The organism is Planosporangium thailandense (assembly GCF_011947195.1).
GTDB classification, from domain to species: Bacteria; Actinomycetota; Actinomycetes; order Mycobacteriales; family Micromonosporaceae; genus Planosporangium; species Planosporangium thailandense.
Map to the genome: position 1 here is coordinate 32,612 of NZ_JAATVY010000026.1, position 16,133 is coordinate 48,744.

Sequence of the window (16,133 nt, forward strand, 5' to 3'; positions counted from 1 at the left end):
CGACCGGCCCGGCGCCAGGCGCGCCGGGCCCGTTGCCACCCTCGTGACCGGCGGCTCGTACATTTTCCAAACCTTGCCCTGATCCGCCGTTGAGATCCGCGGGGCATCATGGGCGGCGTGACCGAGCACGCCGCTGCCAAAGGCCTTGTCCTCGTCGTCGAGGATGAACGGCCGATCGCCGACCTGGTCCGGCTCTACCTGACGCGTGAGGGTTTCGGCGTGCACGTGGAGCACGACGGAACGGCGGGCCTGGCGGCGGCGCGCCGGCTGCGGCCGGTGGCGTGCGTCCTCGACATCGCCCTGCCCGGTACGGACGGCACCGACGTGTGCCGGCGCCTGCGCGAGTCGGGCGACTGGACCCCGGTCATCTTCCTCACCGCCCGTGACGACGAGATCGACCGGATCCTCGGCCTGGAGCTCGGCGGCGACGACTACGTCACCAAGCCGTTCAGCCCGAGGGAGCTGGTCGCCCGGGTCAAGGCCCTGCTGCGGCGGGCCGCGGGGCCACCCGAGACCGACCGGGTACGCCGGCTCGGACCGGTCACCCTCGACCCGGGCCGGCGGCTGGCGCTCGTCGACGACGCGCCGGTCACGCTGACGCCGACCGAGTTCGCCCTGCTGGAGCACCTGATGGCCCGGCCGGGGCGGGTGTTCAGCAGGGAGGAGCTGCTCGCGTCGGTCTGGGGGTACGCGGCAGCCGCCGGCACCCGTACCGTCGACGTGCACGTCGCCCAGCTGCGCGGCAAGCTCGGCCCGGCGGCGGCGCTGATCCGGACGGTCCGTGGGGCCGGCTACACGGCCGACGAGGTCCGATGATCCGTACCTTCACCGCCCGGTCGATCCTGGTCACCTGTGCCACGGCCGTGGTGTCCGTGATCGTGACGGCGGCGGTGGCGCTGCCGGTCGCCGTCACCGCGGCCAACCGCCAGGCGCGTCAGGGCCTGCACGACAAGGCGATTCTCACCGGTGACGTGCTGGCGACCGCCAGGCCGGCCGAGCGCGAGACCCTGGTGCGCCGCCTGCGCGGGCAGGGCATCGAGGTGTACATGATCCGCCGCGGCGTACCCGATCAGCCGGGTCTGCCGGCGCCCGTCGTCAACCAGGTGGCGGCCGGTGTCGGGGTGGACGGGCGGGCGGTGGTCGGGGGACACGCCGTCCTGGTGGCCGGGCGCCCGCTGGCCACCGCCGGCAACGGGGTCGTGCTGACCCGGGCGGTCACCGGTGCGGCCGCGCTGGTCCTGCGGAACCTGTGGCTCGCGCTCGCGGCCGGTCTGGCCGCCGGACTCGTCGCCGGCGCCCTGCTCGCCCGGCTGGTGGCTACCCCGGTCCGGAACGCGGCCGCGGCCGCCGCCCGGCTGCGCGCCGGAGACCGGACGGTCCGGCTGGCCGTCCGGCCGCCGACCGAGGTGGCCGAGCTGGCCGAGTCGTTCAACCGGCTCGCCGCGGCCCTGGCCACGAGCGAGGGGCGCCAGCGGGACTTCCTGCTGTCGGTCTCCCACGAGCTGCGCACGCCGCTGACGACGATCCGCGGGTACGCGGAGGCGCTCGCCGACGGCGTCGTCGGCGCGGAGGGTGCGCCGAAGGCGGGCCGGACCGTCCTCGATGAGGCCGACCGGCTGGACCGGCTCGTGTCGGACCTGCTCGTGCTGGCGCGGCTGGAGGCGGCCGACCTGCCGGTCGAGCTGATGCCGGTCGATCTGGCCGACCTGATCGGCTCGGCGGCCGAGGCGTGGGGTGGTCGCTGCGCCCCGGTCGGCGTGGTGCTGCGTACCGAGCTTCCGGGCACACCCGTCACGGCGCGCACCGATCCGGGACGGGTGCGCCAGGTCGTGGACGGCCTGTGCGAGAACGCGCTGCGGGTGGTCCCGGCCGGCGCCCCGCTGGTGCTCGCGGTCCGGGCCGAGCCGGCCGGGGGAGTGGTCGAGGTGCGCGACGGCGGCCCGGGTTTCACCGACGACGATCTCGCCGTGGCGTTCGAGCGGGGCGCCCTATACCAGCGGTACCGCGGGGTGCGCACGGTCGGCAGCGGACTGGGGCTGGCGCTGGCCGCACGGCTGGTGCGCCGGCTCGGCGGCACGATCGAGGCGGGCCACGCGCCGGAGGGCGGCGCCCGCTTCACCGTGGTCCTGCCGTACGAGACCGGTGCCTGGTCCGACCAGACCGGTGCCTAGTCCGACGAGACCGGTGCCTCGTCGGACGCCCCGGGGGAGACGGTGGCGCGGGCGAACGACGCCGCGAGGGGAGTGAGCCGGCCGGGTAGCCAGACCGCCCGCAGGTCGCGCCCGAGGTCGAGGCCGGCCACCGGGACCTCGACCAGCGTGCCGGCGGGTACGTCGGCGGCGACCGCGAGCCGGCTGAGGACGGTGCCGCCCACCTCCGCGCGTACGGCCGCTTTGAGCGCCTCGGTCGAGGTCAGGACCCCGAGCGGCGCGGCCGGGGTCAGGCCGAGCCCGGCCAGGGCCCGTTCATAGGTACGCCGGGTGCCCGACTCCGGCTCCCGTAGCAGCAGCGGCGTTCGGGCGAGCGTCGCTGCCGGCAACGGCTCGTCCAGCCGCGCCCACGGGTGGCGCGGGGCGACCACCACGACGAGTTCGTCGCGGGCGATTCGCCGTACCCGCAGCCCGGTGACGTCGAGCGGGCCCTCGATGAAGCCGACGTCGGCTTCGTGACCGCGCACCCGGGTGAGCACCTCGTCGGAGTTGACCACGGACAGTGCGACGGTCAGGTCGCCCGCGCCCGGCAGCAGGGCGGGCAGCACGTACTCGGCGATCGTGTAGCTGGCCGCGACGCGCACCTCCTGCCGTTCCGCCGCCTGGAGCGCGGCCGCCTCGGCGGCCACCGCGTCGAGGGCGGTGAGCGCCTGCCGCGCGAGGCCGACCAGGCGCTGTGCGGCCGGGGTCGGCCGGGAGCCCTGCGGTGTGCGCACGAGCAGGGTGAGACCGAGGCGCCGTTCGAGCCGGTGCAACGCCTCGCTGGCCGACGGCTGGGCGATGCGGGCGGCCCGCGCGGCGGCGGAGACGCTGCCGGTGTCGACGGTGTCGACCAGCAGTCGCAGTGCGGTCAGGTCGGCGGCGGCGAGCCGGGGTGGTGCCATAGGTACACCCTATCGCGCCATATAACACTGCCCCGTATCCGAATCGTCCCGTGTGTCAGAAACTGGGCTCGTGACAACCTCCGTCCCCACCCGTCCGACCATGACCTTCCACGCACCGGTACGCGCGCGTCCGGTCCGGCGCCTCCTGCCGGGGCTGGCGATCGCCGCCGTGATCGGCTGCCTGGCGACCGGGATCGGGCGCCTACTGCCCGTCGTCGGCGCTCCGGTGATCGCGATCGCGCTCGGTGCGCTGGCCGGACGGTGGGCACGGGGCGCCGGATGGGCGGTGGCCGCCGGTAGCCGGCTCGCCGGCCGGTACGTCCTGCAGGCCGCGATCGTCGTGTTCGGCGCCGGCCTGTCGCTGACCTCGGTGCTCCGGGTCGGCGTCGCCTCGCTGCCGGTCATGCTCGGCACGCTCGCCGCGTGCGGGGTCATGGCGCTGGTCGCGGGCCGACTGCTGCGCGTGGACGACGACCTGCGGCTGCTCATCGGCGCGGGCACCGGCATCTGCGGCGCGTCGGCGATCGGCGCGGTGGCACCGGTGATCGGCGCGGGCGAGGCCGCCGTCGGGTACGCGATGTCGACGATCTTCGTCTTCAACGTGGCCGCGGTGATTGTTTTCCCCGTCGTCGGTCATCTGCTCGGCTTGAGCGCGCACGGCTTCGGGCTGTGGGCCGGCACCGCGATCAACGACACGTCGAGCGTGACGGCCGCCGGGTACGCGTACGGCCCGGCCGCTGGCGACTACGCGATCGTGGTGAAGCTCTGCCGCTCCCTGATGATCATCCCGGTGGTCCTGGCCGTCTCGGTGCTGCGCCACCGGCGCGGCACGGCGGGGACGCATGCCGCCGGACGGCCGCCGGTCCGCCGCCTGGTACCGCCGTTTCTGTTGCTGTTCCTGCTGGCCGCGCTCGCGAACACGGTCGGTGCGGTGCCCCACGACGCCCACGCCGCGCTCGGCTTCACGGCCACCCTCGGCGTCGCGGTGGCCATGGCGGGTGTGGGGCTGGACCTGCGGCTGGCCGAACTGCGGCGGGCCGGCGTCCGGCCGCTGCTGCTGGGGGTGGTGCTGTCGGTGACGGTCGCGCTGACCGGGCTCGGGCTGCAGGCGGTCACCGGCCGGTGACCGGTCGCCACCAGCCGGTGATCGGTCGCCACCGCTCGACAGAGGTCAGAGCAGCAGGCCGTTGACCTGGCCGGACCAGCCGTCCAGGATCCGCGCCGGGTCCGTGCCGAGCACGCCGTCGAGCAGCGTCGCGTACACATCCCGGAAGTCGGTGGTGAACTTCAGGTCGCCGTCGTCGAGGTCGGTCAGGCTGGGCTGGGCGCCGTAGAGCCCGCCACGTACGGGGGTGCCGAGCACGAACAGGTCCGACGCCGTGCCGTGGTCGGTGCCCTGCGAGGCGTTGGCGCGAACGCGACGACCGAACTCCGAGTAGATCGCCACCACGACGTCGCGTCCGGCCTCACTGCGGCCCATCCGCTCGACGAACTCCGTGACGGCGGCGTCCAGCTCGGTGAGCTGCTGCTGCTGAGCTTCCTTCTCGTCGGCGTGCAGGTCGAACCCGCCGAGCGACACCGAGAAGACGCGGGTGGCCACCCCCGCCTCGACACAGCGGGCGACGAGGTCGAACTGCGCGGCCACGGGGCTGCGCGGAGCGGCACTCGCGGGCTTGGGCGCGGCCTTCCCGCTGGCCGCCGCGCTGCCGCCCGGCGCCGGGGTCGGCGGCAGGTGGGTGACCATGGCGTCGACCTCGACCAGGTCGGCGTACGCGCGGGCGGCGCGGGCCTGCAGCGGCGGCTCGCCGGGCGCGGTCCGGCCGAACCCGGCGGGCACCGCGGTCGTCGCGTTCGACCGGGGTGGGACGGCCGCGCCGGCCGTCGTCGCACCGGCCAGCACGGGCGGCAGCACCGGTTCGAAGGAGACCGCGTGGCGCGGGTCGCCCCCGGTGGCGTCCAGCCAGCGGCCGAGCCAGCCGGTCGAACCGGGGTGGTCGGGCTGTCCGGTCTGCCAGATGTCCATCGAGCGGAAGTGGCTGTGTTCGGGCTTGGGGTAGCCGACGCCGCGAACGATCGCCAGCCGGCCGGCGTCGTAGAGCCGCTTGAAGCCCGTCATTCCGGGGTTCAGACCGAGGGAGTTGTCGAGACGGAGCACCTCCTCCGGCTTGTAGGCCAGCTCCGGGCGGGCGGTGTGGTAGGCCGGGTCGGCGTACGGGATGACGGTGTTGAGCCCGTCGTTGCCGCCGTACAGCGTCACCAGCACCAGGGTCCGCGTGTCCGGGTCCGACGGTCGGTCGCCGGCCGTGGCGAGGATGTCGTGGAGTGTGTACGCGGTGGCGCCGGCCGCGAGAGCCGCTCCACCGACGACTCCGCTGGCGATGAGGAACCGGCGACGGGTGAGCGTGTCCATGGCGTGTCTCCTCACATCACCGCGTACTCGGGGCTGGCCAGGCCCAGCGCGATCAACTGCCGGACGTTGCCGGCCGACTTGGCCAGCACCGCCCGCGTACGGTCGGTGAACGCGTCGACCACGAGCAGCCGGGCGAGCGCCTCCGGGCGCTGTGCCGCCGGCACCGCGGCCAGCGCGGCGATCGTGGCGGGCGCGGCCTGTGCGGCGAGAGCGTCGGCCATCCGCAGCTTCACCTGGATGGCCGAGGTGGTCAGCCAGGCGGCCCCGGAGGGCCACCCGCCGACGTTCGGCGGCGCGAACGGCACCTGCCCGAGCTGTTCGAGGTCCTGCAGGAGCTGGCGCTGCTGCTTGTCGGACAGTGCGCGCGGGCGGATGCCCAGCTGGCGCATGGCGCCGACGGCCCATTCCACGGGTTGTTTGACCAGCTGCCCGCGCGTGTCGGCGAACGCGGGATCGGTGAGTAGTGCCCGCAGCAGGTCGGTGATGTTGCGCCGCGCGCGGTAGGCCGCCGCCAGCCGGCTCCGCACGTCGTCGGGCAGCGGCTGCGCGGAGGCGTACCGCAGCCATAGCCGCGCGGTGAGGAACTCCGCGTTCACCGGCTGCGCGAGCAGGATGTCGGCGAAGCCGTCGGCGTCGAACGATCCGGTACGTCCGAGGATCGTCTTCACCCCGCCGTCGTGGCGCTTGGGGTCGAACATGGACTTCTGGAGCGCGCGGCTCATGCCCCACCCGGTGAGCGCGCGGGCACCCTCCCGTACGTCGGTCTCGGTGTAGTTGCCGATGCCGAGGGTGAACAGCTCCATCAGCTCGCGCGCGAGGTTCTCGTTGGGTGCGGTGTTGGCGTTGGTCTGCCCGTCCAGCCAAATGATGAGCGCCGGGTCGCGCAGCATCGCTTTCACCAGCACCCCGAAGTCGCCGCCGCCGAGCCGGCGCAGCGTCTGCTGCTGGAGCACCATCAGGCCGGCGTCGCGGACCTTCTCCACGGAGGTCGCCCAGTGCCCGTGCCAGAAGAAGGTCAGCTTCTCGGGTAGCTGGTGGTCGGCCTGCGTCATGCGGTCCAGCCACCACAGCGTCGCGGTCCGCTGCTGGTCGAGCACCTGTTGGCGGGCCCGCTGGATCTTGGCGGGGTCACCGGTGGCGGGGACCGCGGGTACGAAGGGGAGGGTGGGTGCCGGGGTACGGGCGGCTCCGGCGTCGTCACCCGCCGGAGCGAGCAGCGCGGCGACGGTGGCGTCGACGCCTACGCGCTCGGCGCGGTCGACCTCGTCGGCGCGCGGACCGAAGGTGGCGCGGCGCAGCACATGTGCAACTTCCGCACGGGTGGTCATGAGCGAATCGTAGAGCGACGATGTCCGAGAAAGGTAACGACCCTGTTCAGTGCCTGTCAGTAGGTGACCGGCGCCGGGCGGTGACGGGTACGGGCGGTCGCTGTGGGTAACCCGTTCGCTGGGCGGCCGGGGTGGCCCGTCCGTGTCATCCTGAGCTGGGAATCGCGACCCGGATTGTCCGACCCGGATCGTCCGGCCCACAGATGACGGAACGTGATCTGAAGAACTGAACACGGCGCGCGGCGCCGCTCGATGTTAGGTTAGGTTTACCTACCATCACGTCGCGGGGAGTAGGCATGGACCTTCGGGACTGCCGACCGGCCGACCGGGCACGCCTGAACCGGATCGAGGGCGACCGCCAGCAGCGTCGCCGGCTCATGGAGCTGGGCTTCGTGCCCGGTCAGATCCTGCGGGTCCTCGGCCGTGGCGCCACCGGCGGCCTGCTGCTGGCCGTCGGAGACGCGCGCATCGCCGTCGACGTGGAGACCTGCCGGGCGCTGCGCGTCGACCTGATCCGCGCGGCCGCGTGATGGCGGCCCGCCCGGTGACGAGCCCGACCACGCGCAGGATTCCCTCCCCCCAGCCGACCCGTCCCGCACCCTGCTGCGAGCCGGTTACCGACGGCCCCGTCGGGGAGGTCGACCCCGCCCGCCACGACGCCCGGGTCGCGCTCGTGGGCAACCCCAACGTCGGCAAGTCCACGCTGTTCAACGCGGTCACCGGCGCCCGCCAGCACGTCGGCAACTGGCCTGGCAAGACCGTACACGTCGCCACCGGCACCTGGCGGCTGGGCGACCGCGCCGTCGAGGTCGTCGACCTGCCCGGCACGTACAGCCTGCTGCCGCAGTCCCCCGACGAGGAGCTGACCCGCGACCTGCTGGTGGACCGGGGGCTCGCCGGCCGCCCGGACCTCGCCGTCGTCGTGGTCGACGCGTCGAACCTGGCCCGCAACCTGTACCTGCTCGCCCAGGTCCTGGAGGCCGGCGTGCCGGTCGTGGTGGCGCTGACCATGGTCGACGTGGCCGCCGGGCGCGGCATCGACGTCGATGCCGAGGCGTTGGGGCGGGCGGTCGGCGTACCGGTCGTGCCCGTCGTACCCCGGCAGCGCCGCGGCTGCGGTGAGCTCGCGGCGGAGGTGGCCCACGCGCTGTCGCACGCGGCGGCCCACGGGCGGGCGGACGCCGCCGCGCACGGCGTCGACCTGGGGCAACCGGTCGAGGCCGTCGTCGCCGACCTCGGCGTGCTGATCGCGGCGACGCCGGCCGTCGCCGAGCGGTTCCCCGCCCGCTGGCTCGCGCTCGAGCTGCTGACCGAAGGCCCCGGCGCCGCCCACCTCGCCGACCTGGCCGGCACCGAGGCGATCCACGCTGCGGTACCGGTGGCGCGGCGGCGCCTGATCGAGGCCGCTCCGGGCGACGAGCCGGCTCTCCCGGGCGACGATCTTTTCGACGACGACGCCGAGACGGTCGTCGCGGAGCGGCGCTACGCCTGGGTACACGGCGTCGTGGCGGCCTCCGTGCGGCGCGCCGGCGAGGACATCGTCACCTGGTCGGACCGCATCGACCGGGTGCTGACCTCCCGCCTGCTGGGGCTGCCGGTCTTCCTGCTGGTCATGTGGGGCGTCTTCGAAGCCACCACCCGGGTCGCCGCACCGCTGCAGAGCGGGCTGCAGTCGCTGCTGGACGGACCCGTCGGCAGCGGCGTCGGCTGGCTGCTCACCCGCGTGGGCATCGGCACCGACGGCTGGGTCGGCGGGCTCGTACTCAACGGCCTCGTCGCGGGCGTCGGTCAGCTGCTGACCTTCGTGCCGCTCATGGCCATCATGTTCGTGCTCCTCGCCCTGCTCGAGGACTCCGGGTACATGGCGCGGGCGGCGTTCGTGGTCGACCGGTTCATGCGGCTCATCGGCCTGCCCGGCCGGGCGTTCCTGCCCCTCATCGTCGGCTTCGGCTGCAACGTGCCGGCGATCGCCGGCACCCGCATCCTGTCCGACACCCGGCAACGGTTGCTGACCAGCCTGCTCGTCCCGTACGTCACCTGCAGCGCGCGGTTGACGGTGTACGTGCTGCTCGCCAACGTCTTCTTCGGCAGCTCCGCCGGCACGGCCGTGTTCGCCATGTACGTGTTGTCGATCGCGCTCATCATCCTGATCGGCCTCGGCCTGCGCCGGACGCTGTTCCGCGGACACACGCGGGAGCCCCTGGTGCTGGAGCTACCGGCGTACCGGCGGCCCACAGCGCGCGTGGTGGGCCTGCAGACGTGGCAGAAGCTGGCCGGGTTCCTCAAGACCGCCGGCGGCATCATCGTCCTCACCGTCACCGCCGTGTGGCTGCTGTCGTCGATCCCGGTACGCGGCGGCGCGGGGACGCCCGGACACACCCCGGTCGAACAGAGCCTGTTCGGGGCCACGGCGCGGACGATCGCGCCCGCGTTCGCCCCGGCCGGGTACGGCGACTGGCACGCGAGCGCGGCGCTGATGACGGGCTTCGTCGCCAAGGAGGCCGTGGTGGCGACGTTCGCGCAGACGTACAGCGCGGCCGAGCCGTCCGACGTGCACCGGGCCGGACAGCTGGGGCCGCAACTGGTCGCCACGTTCACCCACACCTCCGGCGGGCACACCGCCGTGGCCGTACTGGCCTTCATGGTGTTCCTGCTCGCGTACACGCCGTGCATGGCCACGGTCGCCGCGCAGCGCGCCGAGATCGGCACCCGGTGGACCCTCGTCGGTATGGGGATCCAGCTGGCCGTGGCGTGGCTGTTGTCGGTACTCGTCTTCCAGGTGGGGAGCCTGCTGTGGTGAACGGGCGAGGGGCCAGCCCGCTCCGTCAGGTGCTGCGTGAGATCCGGTCGGCCGACAGCGTGAGCCTCGACGAGGTGGCGCGGAACGTCGGCGTGAGCCGCGGTGAGGTCGACGCCATGGTCGACTACTGGGTGCGTCGGGGACAGCTGACGGTCGAGGAGATCGGCCGGGGCTGCCCCGGCGGCGGGTGCGGTAGCTGCCCGTCCGGCAACGGCGACGCGCCCGGCTGCGGAAGCCCGACCACCGGCGGCCCGGTCCTGCTCGCCATCACCATCCCCACCCGGCGCGGCCCCGAGGCGGGCTGACGCGACCGGCCCGCCGAATCAGGCCCACTGGTCGATCGCGAGCTTGCCGACCAGCACGGTCACCACCGCCAGCAGCACCAGCCGGACGAAGCCCGATCCGCGCTTCAACGCGGTCGCCGCCCCGAGCCGGGCGCCGGCGACGTTGAACACGGCCATGCCCAGCCCGGTCAGCCACAGCACGTGCCCCTGGGTGGCGAACACGGCGAGCGCGCCGAAGTTGGTGCCGGCGTTGATGACCTTGGCCATGGCCGAGCTGTGCACGAAGTCCTGGCCGAGCACGCCGATGAAGGTGAAGATCAGGAAGGTGCCGGTGCCGGGGCCCAGGATGCCGTCGTAGAAGGCGATGACGACGCCGGCGAGCACCAGCGCGATCGCCCGCCGCCGGGCCTGCTGGTCCAGCTCCGCCTGGAGCGTGCCGAACTGCGGCCGGAACACGACGAACAGCGCGACCGCCAGCAACATCACCATGATGACGGGCCGCAGGTACGACGTCGGTACCGCCGAGGCCGACAGCGCGCCGAGCCCGGCGCACACCACCGCGAGCCCCGCCGCCGGGCCGAGCGTGCGCCAGTCCAGCTTGGTGCGCCGGGCGTACGTCACCGCGGCGGTCGTCGTACCGGTGATGGAGGCGAGCTTGTTGGTGCCCAGCGCGGCGGCCACCGGGACGTTGGGCGCGGCCAGCAGCAGCGCGGGCAGTTGCACCAGGCCGCCGCCGCCGGCGACCGCGTCGATCCAGCCTGCGACGCCCGCAGCGGCGAACAGCAGAAGCAGGTGTTGCACACTCACAGGCACTCCCAGCGGCACGGGCGGCGGATCTCGTGAAGCACCGTAACGGGCGAGTGGCCGTGCGTTCGTTTCAGGCCGGGCGCGTGTCGGCCTCCGCTCAGGTCAGGCGGTGCGGGTGCCGCCGGCGCGGCCCCGCCGCGCCGCGGCGGAGCCGGGCGACAGGTGCCCGCCGTAGCTGGCCGGACCCGGTTGCCGGCGCCGCCGGGCCGGCCCGGCAACCGCGTACCGGGTGTGAACCGCGGACTGGCCGGCGCCGCGCGGGCGCGGCGTGGATTCGACGACCGCGACGGTAGCGGCTGCCGGATGCGCCGCCACGGCCGCGTCCGCCGCGGCGGTCACGGAGCCGGCCGGCAGCGCGCCCGCACCCGTCGTGGCCGGAACGGTCGCGGACGCCGTCGCGCCCAACCGGGCCAGCAGCACCGCCGCTGCCGCGCAGACGGCCAGGCACACCGCTCCGGCGAACACCAGGGCCGTACGCGGACCGAGGCGCTCGGACAGCCAGCCGAGCAGCGGCGCGCCCGCCATTCCGGACAGCGACCCGACGATCGACATCGCCGACACGACCCGGCCGCGCATGTCCTCGCGGGTGTCCAGCTGCACGCGCGCCGCGACGGTCGTGTCGATCGTGATCGCGGCGGCCGCGATCGGCACCAGGACGACGGCGAACGACAGCAGGTTCGGGACCAGCCCGGAGACCAGCTGCAGCGCGCTGGCCACCGTGCCCGCCACCAGCAGCAGCCGGTGGGACAGCTGCGCCCGCTGGGCGGTGACGAGCGCGCCGAGGATGGTTCCGGCGGCGAACACCGTGGACAGCAGTCCGTACCCGGCGCCGCCCGAGTGCAGCGGCCCGGCGCTCATGGCCGCCATCGTGACCTGGTAGTTGCGCCCGAGGCAGCCGAGCGCCAGCGACAGGGCGAGCGTGACCAGGACGACCGGTTGGCGCAGCAGGTAGGAGAACCCGGCTCGGACGCCGCGTTCGGCTGCCGGGGCGTCCGAGGCGCCGGCGAGCGGGTGCCACTCGTGCGGGCGCATCAGCAGCAGCGCGGCGACGACGGCGAGGAAGCTCAGGGCGTTGCCGGCGAACAGCGCGCCCGGGCCGGCCGCGGCGACCAGCACACCGCCGAGGCTCATCCCGACGATCCGGCCGGTCGAGTTGATCAGTGAGCCGAGGGCCAGCGCGTTGCCCAGCGACTTCGGTCCGACCACCATCGTGCCGAAGCGGCCGAGCGCCGGGCCGTCGACCGCCGATGTCACGCCGGCGAGCAGGGAGATCAGGTACACCGGCCACACGGCGTGGGAGCCGGAGAACACGACGAACGCGAGCGCGCCGGCCAGCGAGGCGTGGACGAGCTGGCTGACCACCAGCAGCGGCCGCGGCCGGATCCGGTCGGCCAGCGCGCCGGCGTACGGGCCCAGCAGGAGGACGGGCAGGGACTGCAGCAGAACGCCGAAGCCCATCTTCGTCGCGGAGCCGGTGGACTGCAGCAGGTACCAGTTGACGCCGAGCACCTGCATCCAGGTGCCGATGATGGAGATCAGATCGGCCGTTGCCCACAGGCGGTAGTTGTACTGACGCAGCGCTCCGAACATCGGTCGCACGCGGAAGCCCCCAAGGTGTCGCGGTCGTACCGCGATCACTGATCGGAGCGGGCGTGCGCCGGGCACGAGGCGCGCCCGGACCGGTCCCGGCTCGCACCCGTACGGCATCCGATGCGGGCCGGTAGGGGTTCAGGCGTTACTGCGGTACAGCGGTGTGTTGCGTGCCCACTTTGTCACCGTTCCGGGCGCTCTCGGCCCGGTCCGGGACTTGTTCGACTGGTCGTCGGCGCAGTTCCGTGCGCCAGGCAGCGGGCGCGCGACGATCAGCGCGTCCGCGTTGGGCCAATCTTCGCCGTGGGCTCTGCGTTTTCGTGCTGCTAATGCCTAATCGTCCGTTTTTCCTAACCGGACAGCCGAACCGCAGCAGGATGATCTGCCGGACGCCGTGAGCGGGATCCGGCCGAACACACGTGAACGTCTCGGCCGGCCGTCGACGCGACCGCGCAGCAGATTCGCGATGCCGGTCCCCGGCAGCCCGCGGCTGCCGGGGACCTTCGTCGGGTGCCGTGGGGCCTCGGCGCGGCCGGGCCCCACATGCGCTATCTACCTCGTGCTACCTCGGTCACCACCAGGCGCCGCCGTCACCGCCGGTGTTCTCGCCGCCCCCGGGGCCACCGGTCTCCTGGCCGCCCCCGGGGCCACCGGTCTCCTGGCCGCCCTCGCCGGGGTGCCGGTACCCGTGATGGTGGTGGTGCTGCATGCAACAGCAGCAGCACTCGTGCTCTTCGGGCTCTGACGTACCGGGAGCACCTGGAGCGCCGGTCGCGCCCGGAGCGCCGGGAGCGCCTGGGGTGCCGGGCGCACCGGCGCCGCCGCCCGGGCTTGTTGTGTGGTGGGGCCCGGGCGACGTGGTCATACCCGGTACGGTCGTCGGGCTGGGGACCGTCGTCGTGGTGGGCGTCGGCGACGGTACGGCGTCGGCCGCCGCCACGCCGACCCCGCCGCCGAGAGCCATGGCGGTCGCCGCCACGGTGGTCACGACGACGCGCCTGATCGGCTTCATGCCGAACCTCCTGCGATATTCAGCTGTCATCCGGTGGTCGGCACCACCGGCCATCCACCCCCCAGGTTGCTCGCGGTCCCCTGAGTAAACGCTGAAGATCGACCGGGTCAGAACGTGTCGCTCGAGCCGGCGTCGCCGCCGCCCGGCCGCGGGTTCACGCCGGAGCGGCCGGGCGGCCCGTAGCCGGGGCCCTAGGACCGGCGGGCCCGGCGGGAGCGCCGGGTGATCCCCACGATCGCGACGACCACCGCGACCACGAGCAGGAGGCAGAACAATCCTCCGACCAGGCCGCCGCCCGACGAGCGGGCGGTCCGGTGCGCCGGCGGTCGGGCGCCCGCGGCGGGACCGTTGCGCACGGCCGTACGCATGGAGTCCAGCGCCGCGACGGTGGCCGCCGTGTAGTCGTGGTTGGCGCGGTAGGAGGTGGCGAACGACTGCGTGGCCTGCTGCGCTTCGGACTGGCTGACCCGCGATCTGGGCCCGGTACGGATCGCGAGGTGCTGCGACTGGGTGTTGACCGCGATCACGATCGCGGTCGGGATGGTCACCTTCGACTGCGCCTCCCGATCGAACGCGGCCTTGTCGTCGGCGAACTTCGTGGTGGTGTAGACGGCGACCGGGTCGGGCAGCGAGGCCGCCTCGTTCTGTACCCGGGTGGCATCCAGCACCTGCGAGTCGTCGTGGATGGCGACGGTCGCGGCCCCCGCGGGGGCCGCCGTCAGCAGCACCGAGGCGAGGGCCGTGGCCACCGTTACGACAACCGCGCCGAAGCGTCGGCGACGCCGCGTCTGCGCCGTCAGCATGATCATGCATCTCCCGTACTCGTCACCCGCCGGATACCGGCGGCCGCCATCGAGTGTGTACGCCGGTTACAAGTCGGTACCCGCGGGCGCGGCGGTCACGCGGACGGTCGGCGATCGCGATCAGTAGTCGACGTTCTCGTCGGCCGGGCCGAACACGAAGAGGCGATCCAGCACCGGTCGCGGATCGCCGGACCAGTCGAGCGAGGCCACCTGCCGCCGGCTGCGCCGGCCCATCAACAGCCGTCCAAGGGTGAACGCGTCGCAGCGCAGGGCGACGGCAGGCTCGCCGGCGCCGAGAACGTGCTCGTCGCCGTCGGTCACGGTGAGTCGGACCGACGGTGCGTCGGAACCGGGCCAGGAGCGTCCCAGGTTCCCGAGCACCTGATCGACCACCCACGCGGTCTCCGTCGGGGTGGGCGCCGGGAGGTGGAGCGCGCCCCGGATGTCGTGCTCATGGCTCCACACGTCGACCCCGAGGCGGAACGATCCGTCGCCGTCCAGCCGTTCGTCCAGGTCGGGGCCGCGGGTGGCCCACTCGGCGACCACGTCGGCGAGGCTGCGTTCGCGCCGTTCGGCAACGGTGCGCTCGCCCCAGTCCGCCAGCGGCAGTCCCTGCCGGCCGTCGAGGACATCGGCGCAGACTCCGGCGAGGTGTGCGTAGGCGTCCTTGACGCTCCAGCCGGGAAGGGCCGGCAGATCACGCGCGGCGGTGACTTCGTCGAGGCCGGCGGCCAGGTCGAGCAGGCGGCGACGGGAGCGGGCGTACACCTCGCGGGTCGGCATGGTCGCAGGCTAGCAACCGGGCCACCGGGACGTGTCGGTCACGGCGTCGTGTTGGTGGTCACCCAGTCGGGATGGGCCGCGATGAAGGTGTCGAGGGTGTCGTCACGGGTCGCCTGGAACATCTGGCGGGTGGTGTCGGTGAGGATCTCGAAGGACTGGCCGTCGATGAGCTGGGTGCTGGCCCGGCCTCCGTTGGTCTTGACCATGGTGATGGCGGCCGGGTCGATGCCCTTCAGCATGAAGATCCAGTCCGCCAGGGAGACCCCGTTGCCGTCGAAGGTGACCGCGCTGCCCAGCGCCCGCATGGTCCGATCGGTGGTCAGCGGGTCGGAGACCAGCCCGGTACGGGAGACCTTCTTGACCAGGGCGGCGATGAGCTGCTGCTGGTGACGCTGCCGGCCGTAGTCCGCGTCGGGTATCAGCTCGCGTTGACGCACGTAGTCGAGGGCCTGCCAGCCGGTGAAGGACTGGCAGCCGACGTGGTAGACCTGCGGTCGCACCCCGGGGACCGGCACCGGCCTGCCGTCCGGCGGCGGTTGCAGGTACGGCACCGCCGGTCGACCGGAGGCGTCCCGACCCACGTGTACCGACGTGGTCTCCTCGTCGACGCACAGGTCCACGCCGCCGACCGCGTCGACCACCGACCGCAGACCGTCGAAGTTGACGATCGCGCCGGCGTCGAAGCCGATGCCGGTGAGCTGCTTGATGGTCAGGGCCAGCAGTTGGAACCCGTCGGAGCGGCTGCGGTTGCCGGGGAAGCCGAACCCGTACGCGAACGCGGCGTTGATCTTCTCGGTTCCGCCCCGGTACCCGGCCCGCGGATAGGCGGGGATCTGCACCCGGCTGTCGCGGGGGATCGAGATGAGGTACGCGTGGTCGTGGCTGGCCGGGATGTGCACGATGATGATCGAGTCCGACCGGGCGCCGCCCTTCGGGTCGTCGGCGCGCTCGTCGATACCCATCAACAGCAGGTTGAGCGGGCCGTCGATCTGGGTGTGCGGGAGCGGCGCGCTGGCCGGCCGGGGCACGGCGGCCGCGCCCAACAGGCTCGTCTGGTGCACGGTGCCGAGGTACCGGGAGACCACGAACCTGCCACCGACCAGCGTGGCCGCGCTGCTCAGGATCAGCAGCGTCCCGACCACCACGAGCGCCCAGGCCCACCGGGGGTCGCGCCGCGGTCGTCCGGCCTTGACGCGAGGACCGCCGACCGGCCGGCGATCGG

At 73.5% G+C, this 16,133-nt stretch carries 15 protein-coding genes; 6 read left to right on the forward strand and 9 right to left on the reverse strand.

The genetic code is table 11. The features are described from left to right. The first annotated feature begins 117 nt into the window (after positions 1–117). Positions 118–816, forward strand: coding sequence for a response regulator transcription factor (locus tag HC031_RS25990; RefSeq protein ID WP_338090834.1), 699 nt, complete (start codon positions 118–120; stop codon positions 814–816). Next, complete coding sequence (locus HC031_RS25995; protein WP_167928055.1) at positions 813–2,171, forward strand: sensor histidine kinase; 1,359 nt, start codon at positions 813–815, stop codon at positions 2,169–2,171. Before HC031_RS25990 ends, HC031_RS25995 begins: the two co-directional genes overlap by 4 nt. Here HC031_RS25995 and HC031_RS26000 read toward each other — a convergent pair. Beyond that, positions 2,168–3,094, reverse strand: coding sequence for a LysR family transcriptional regulator (locus tag HC031_RS26000; RefSeq protein ID WP_167928056.1), 927 nt, complete (start codon positions 3,092–3,094; stop codon positions 2,168–2,170). The genes HC031_RS25995 and HC031_RS26000 overlap by 4 nt on opposite strands. 70 nt (positions 3,095–3,164) lie before the next feature. On the opposite strand from HC031_RS26000, the gene HC031_RS26005 reads away from it, so the two are divergent. Beyond that, a complete protein-coding gene (locus HC031_RS26005) occupies positions 3,165–4,220 on the forward strand; it encodes a YeiH family protein (protein WP_338090835.1) in 1,056 nt (351 codons plus the stop codon). Between the two features lie 45 nt (positions 4,221–4,265). On the opposite strand, the gene HC031_RS26010 is transcribed toward HC031_RS26005, so the two are convergent. Both HC031_RS26010 and HC031_RS26015 read right to left on the reverse strand, forming a co-directional pair. Then, on the reverse strand, positions 4,266–5,504 hold the full coding sequence (locus HC031_RS26010) for a DUF1501 domain-containing protein (protein WP_167928057.1): 1,239 nt from the start codon (positions 5,502–5,504) through the stop codon (positions 4,266–4,268). A gap of 11 nt (positions 5,505–5,515) precedes the next feature. Beyond that, positions 5,516–6,832: a DUF1800 domain-containing protein gene (locus tag HC031_RS26015; protein WP_167928058.1), complete on the reverse strand. Its 1,317-nt coding sequence runs from the start codon at positions 6,830–6,832 to the stop codon at positions 5,516–5,518. Positions 6,833–7,128: 296 nt separating this feature from the next. On the opposite strand from HC031_RS26015, the gene HC031_RS26020 reads away from it, so the two are divergent. The 3 genes from HC031_RS26020 to HC031_RS26030 are packed head-to-tail and all read left to right on the forward strand — an operon-like array spanning position 7,129 to position 9,937. Then, positions 7,129–7,362 (forward strand): FeoA family protein, encoded by a 234-nt coding sequence (locus HC031_RS26020; RefSeq protein WP_167928059.1) that lies wholly within the window; start codon positions 7,129–7,131, stop codon positions 7,360–7,362. A 14-nt stretch (positions 7,363–7,376) separates the two neighbouring features. Further along, complete coding sequence (gene feoB / locus HC031_RS26025; RefSeq protein WP_205863258.1) at positions 7,377–9,632, forward strand: ferrous iron transport protein B; 2,256 nt, start codon at positions 7,377–7,379, stop codon at positions 9,630–9,632. After that, positions 9,626–9,937, forward strand: coding sequence for a FeoC-like transcriptional regulator (locus tag HC031_RS26030; RefSeq protein ID WP_167928061.1), 312 nt, complete (start codon positions 9,626–9,628; stop codon positions 9,935–9,937). The genes feoB and HC031_RS26030 overlap by 7 nt, the downstream gene beginning before the upstream one ends. 18 nt (positions 9,938–9,955) lie before the next feature. On the opposite strand, the gene HC031_RS26035 is transcribed toward HC031_RS26030, so the two are convergent. From HC031_RS26035 to HC031_RS26060, 6 genes are all read right to left on the reverse strand, one after another. After that, positions 9,956–10,723 carry a TSUP family transporter gene (locus HC031_RS26035; RefSeq protein WP_167928062.1) on the reverse strand — a complete coding sequence of 256 codons (768 nt, stop codon included), beginning with the start codon at positions 10,721–10,723 and terminating at the stop codon, positions 9,956–9,958. Between the two features lie 102 nt (positions 10,724–10,825). After that, positions 10,826–12,313 (reverse strand): MFS transporter, encoded by a 1,488-nt coding sequence (locus tag HC031_RS26040; RefSeq protein WP_167928098.1) that lies wholly within the window; start codon positions 12,311–12,313, stop codon positions 10,826–10,828. Between the two features lie 571 nt (positions 12,314–12,884). Further along, positions 12,885–13,325, reverse strand: coding sequence for a hypothetical protein (locus HC031_RS26045; protein ID WP_167928063.1), 441 nt, complete (start codon positions 13,323–13,325; stop codon positions 12,885–12,887). Between the two features lie 191 nt (positions 13,326–13,516). Then, complete coding sequence (locus tag HC031_RS26050; RefSeq protein WP_167928064.1) at positions 13,517–14,134, reverse strand: hypothetical protein; 618 nt, start codon at positions 14,132–14,134, stop codon at positions 13,517–13,519. 114 nt (positions 14,135–14,248) lie between these two features. Further along, a complete protein-coding gene (locus HC031_RS26055; RefSeq protein WP_167928065.1) occupies positions 14,249–14,911 on the reverse strand; it encodes a maleylpyruvate isomerase mycothiol-dependent enzyme family protein in 663 nt (220 codons plus the stop codon). A 38-nt stretch (positions 14,912–14,949) separates the two neighbouring features. After that, positions 14,950–16,056: an LCP family glycopolymer transferase gene (locus HC031_RS26060; protein WP_167928066.1), complete on the reverse strand. Its 1,107-nt coding sequence runs from the start codon at positions 16,054–16,056 to the stop codon at positions 14,950–14,952. Between the last annotated feature and the right edge of the window lie 77 nt (positions 16,057–16,133).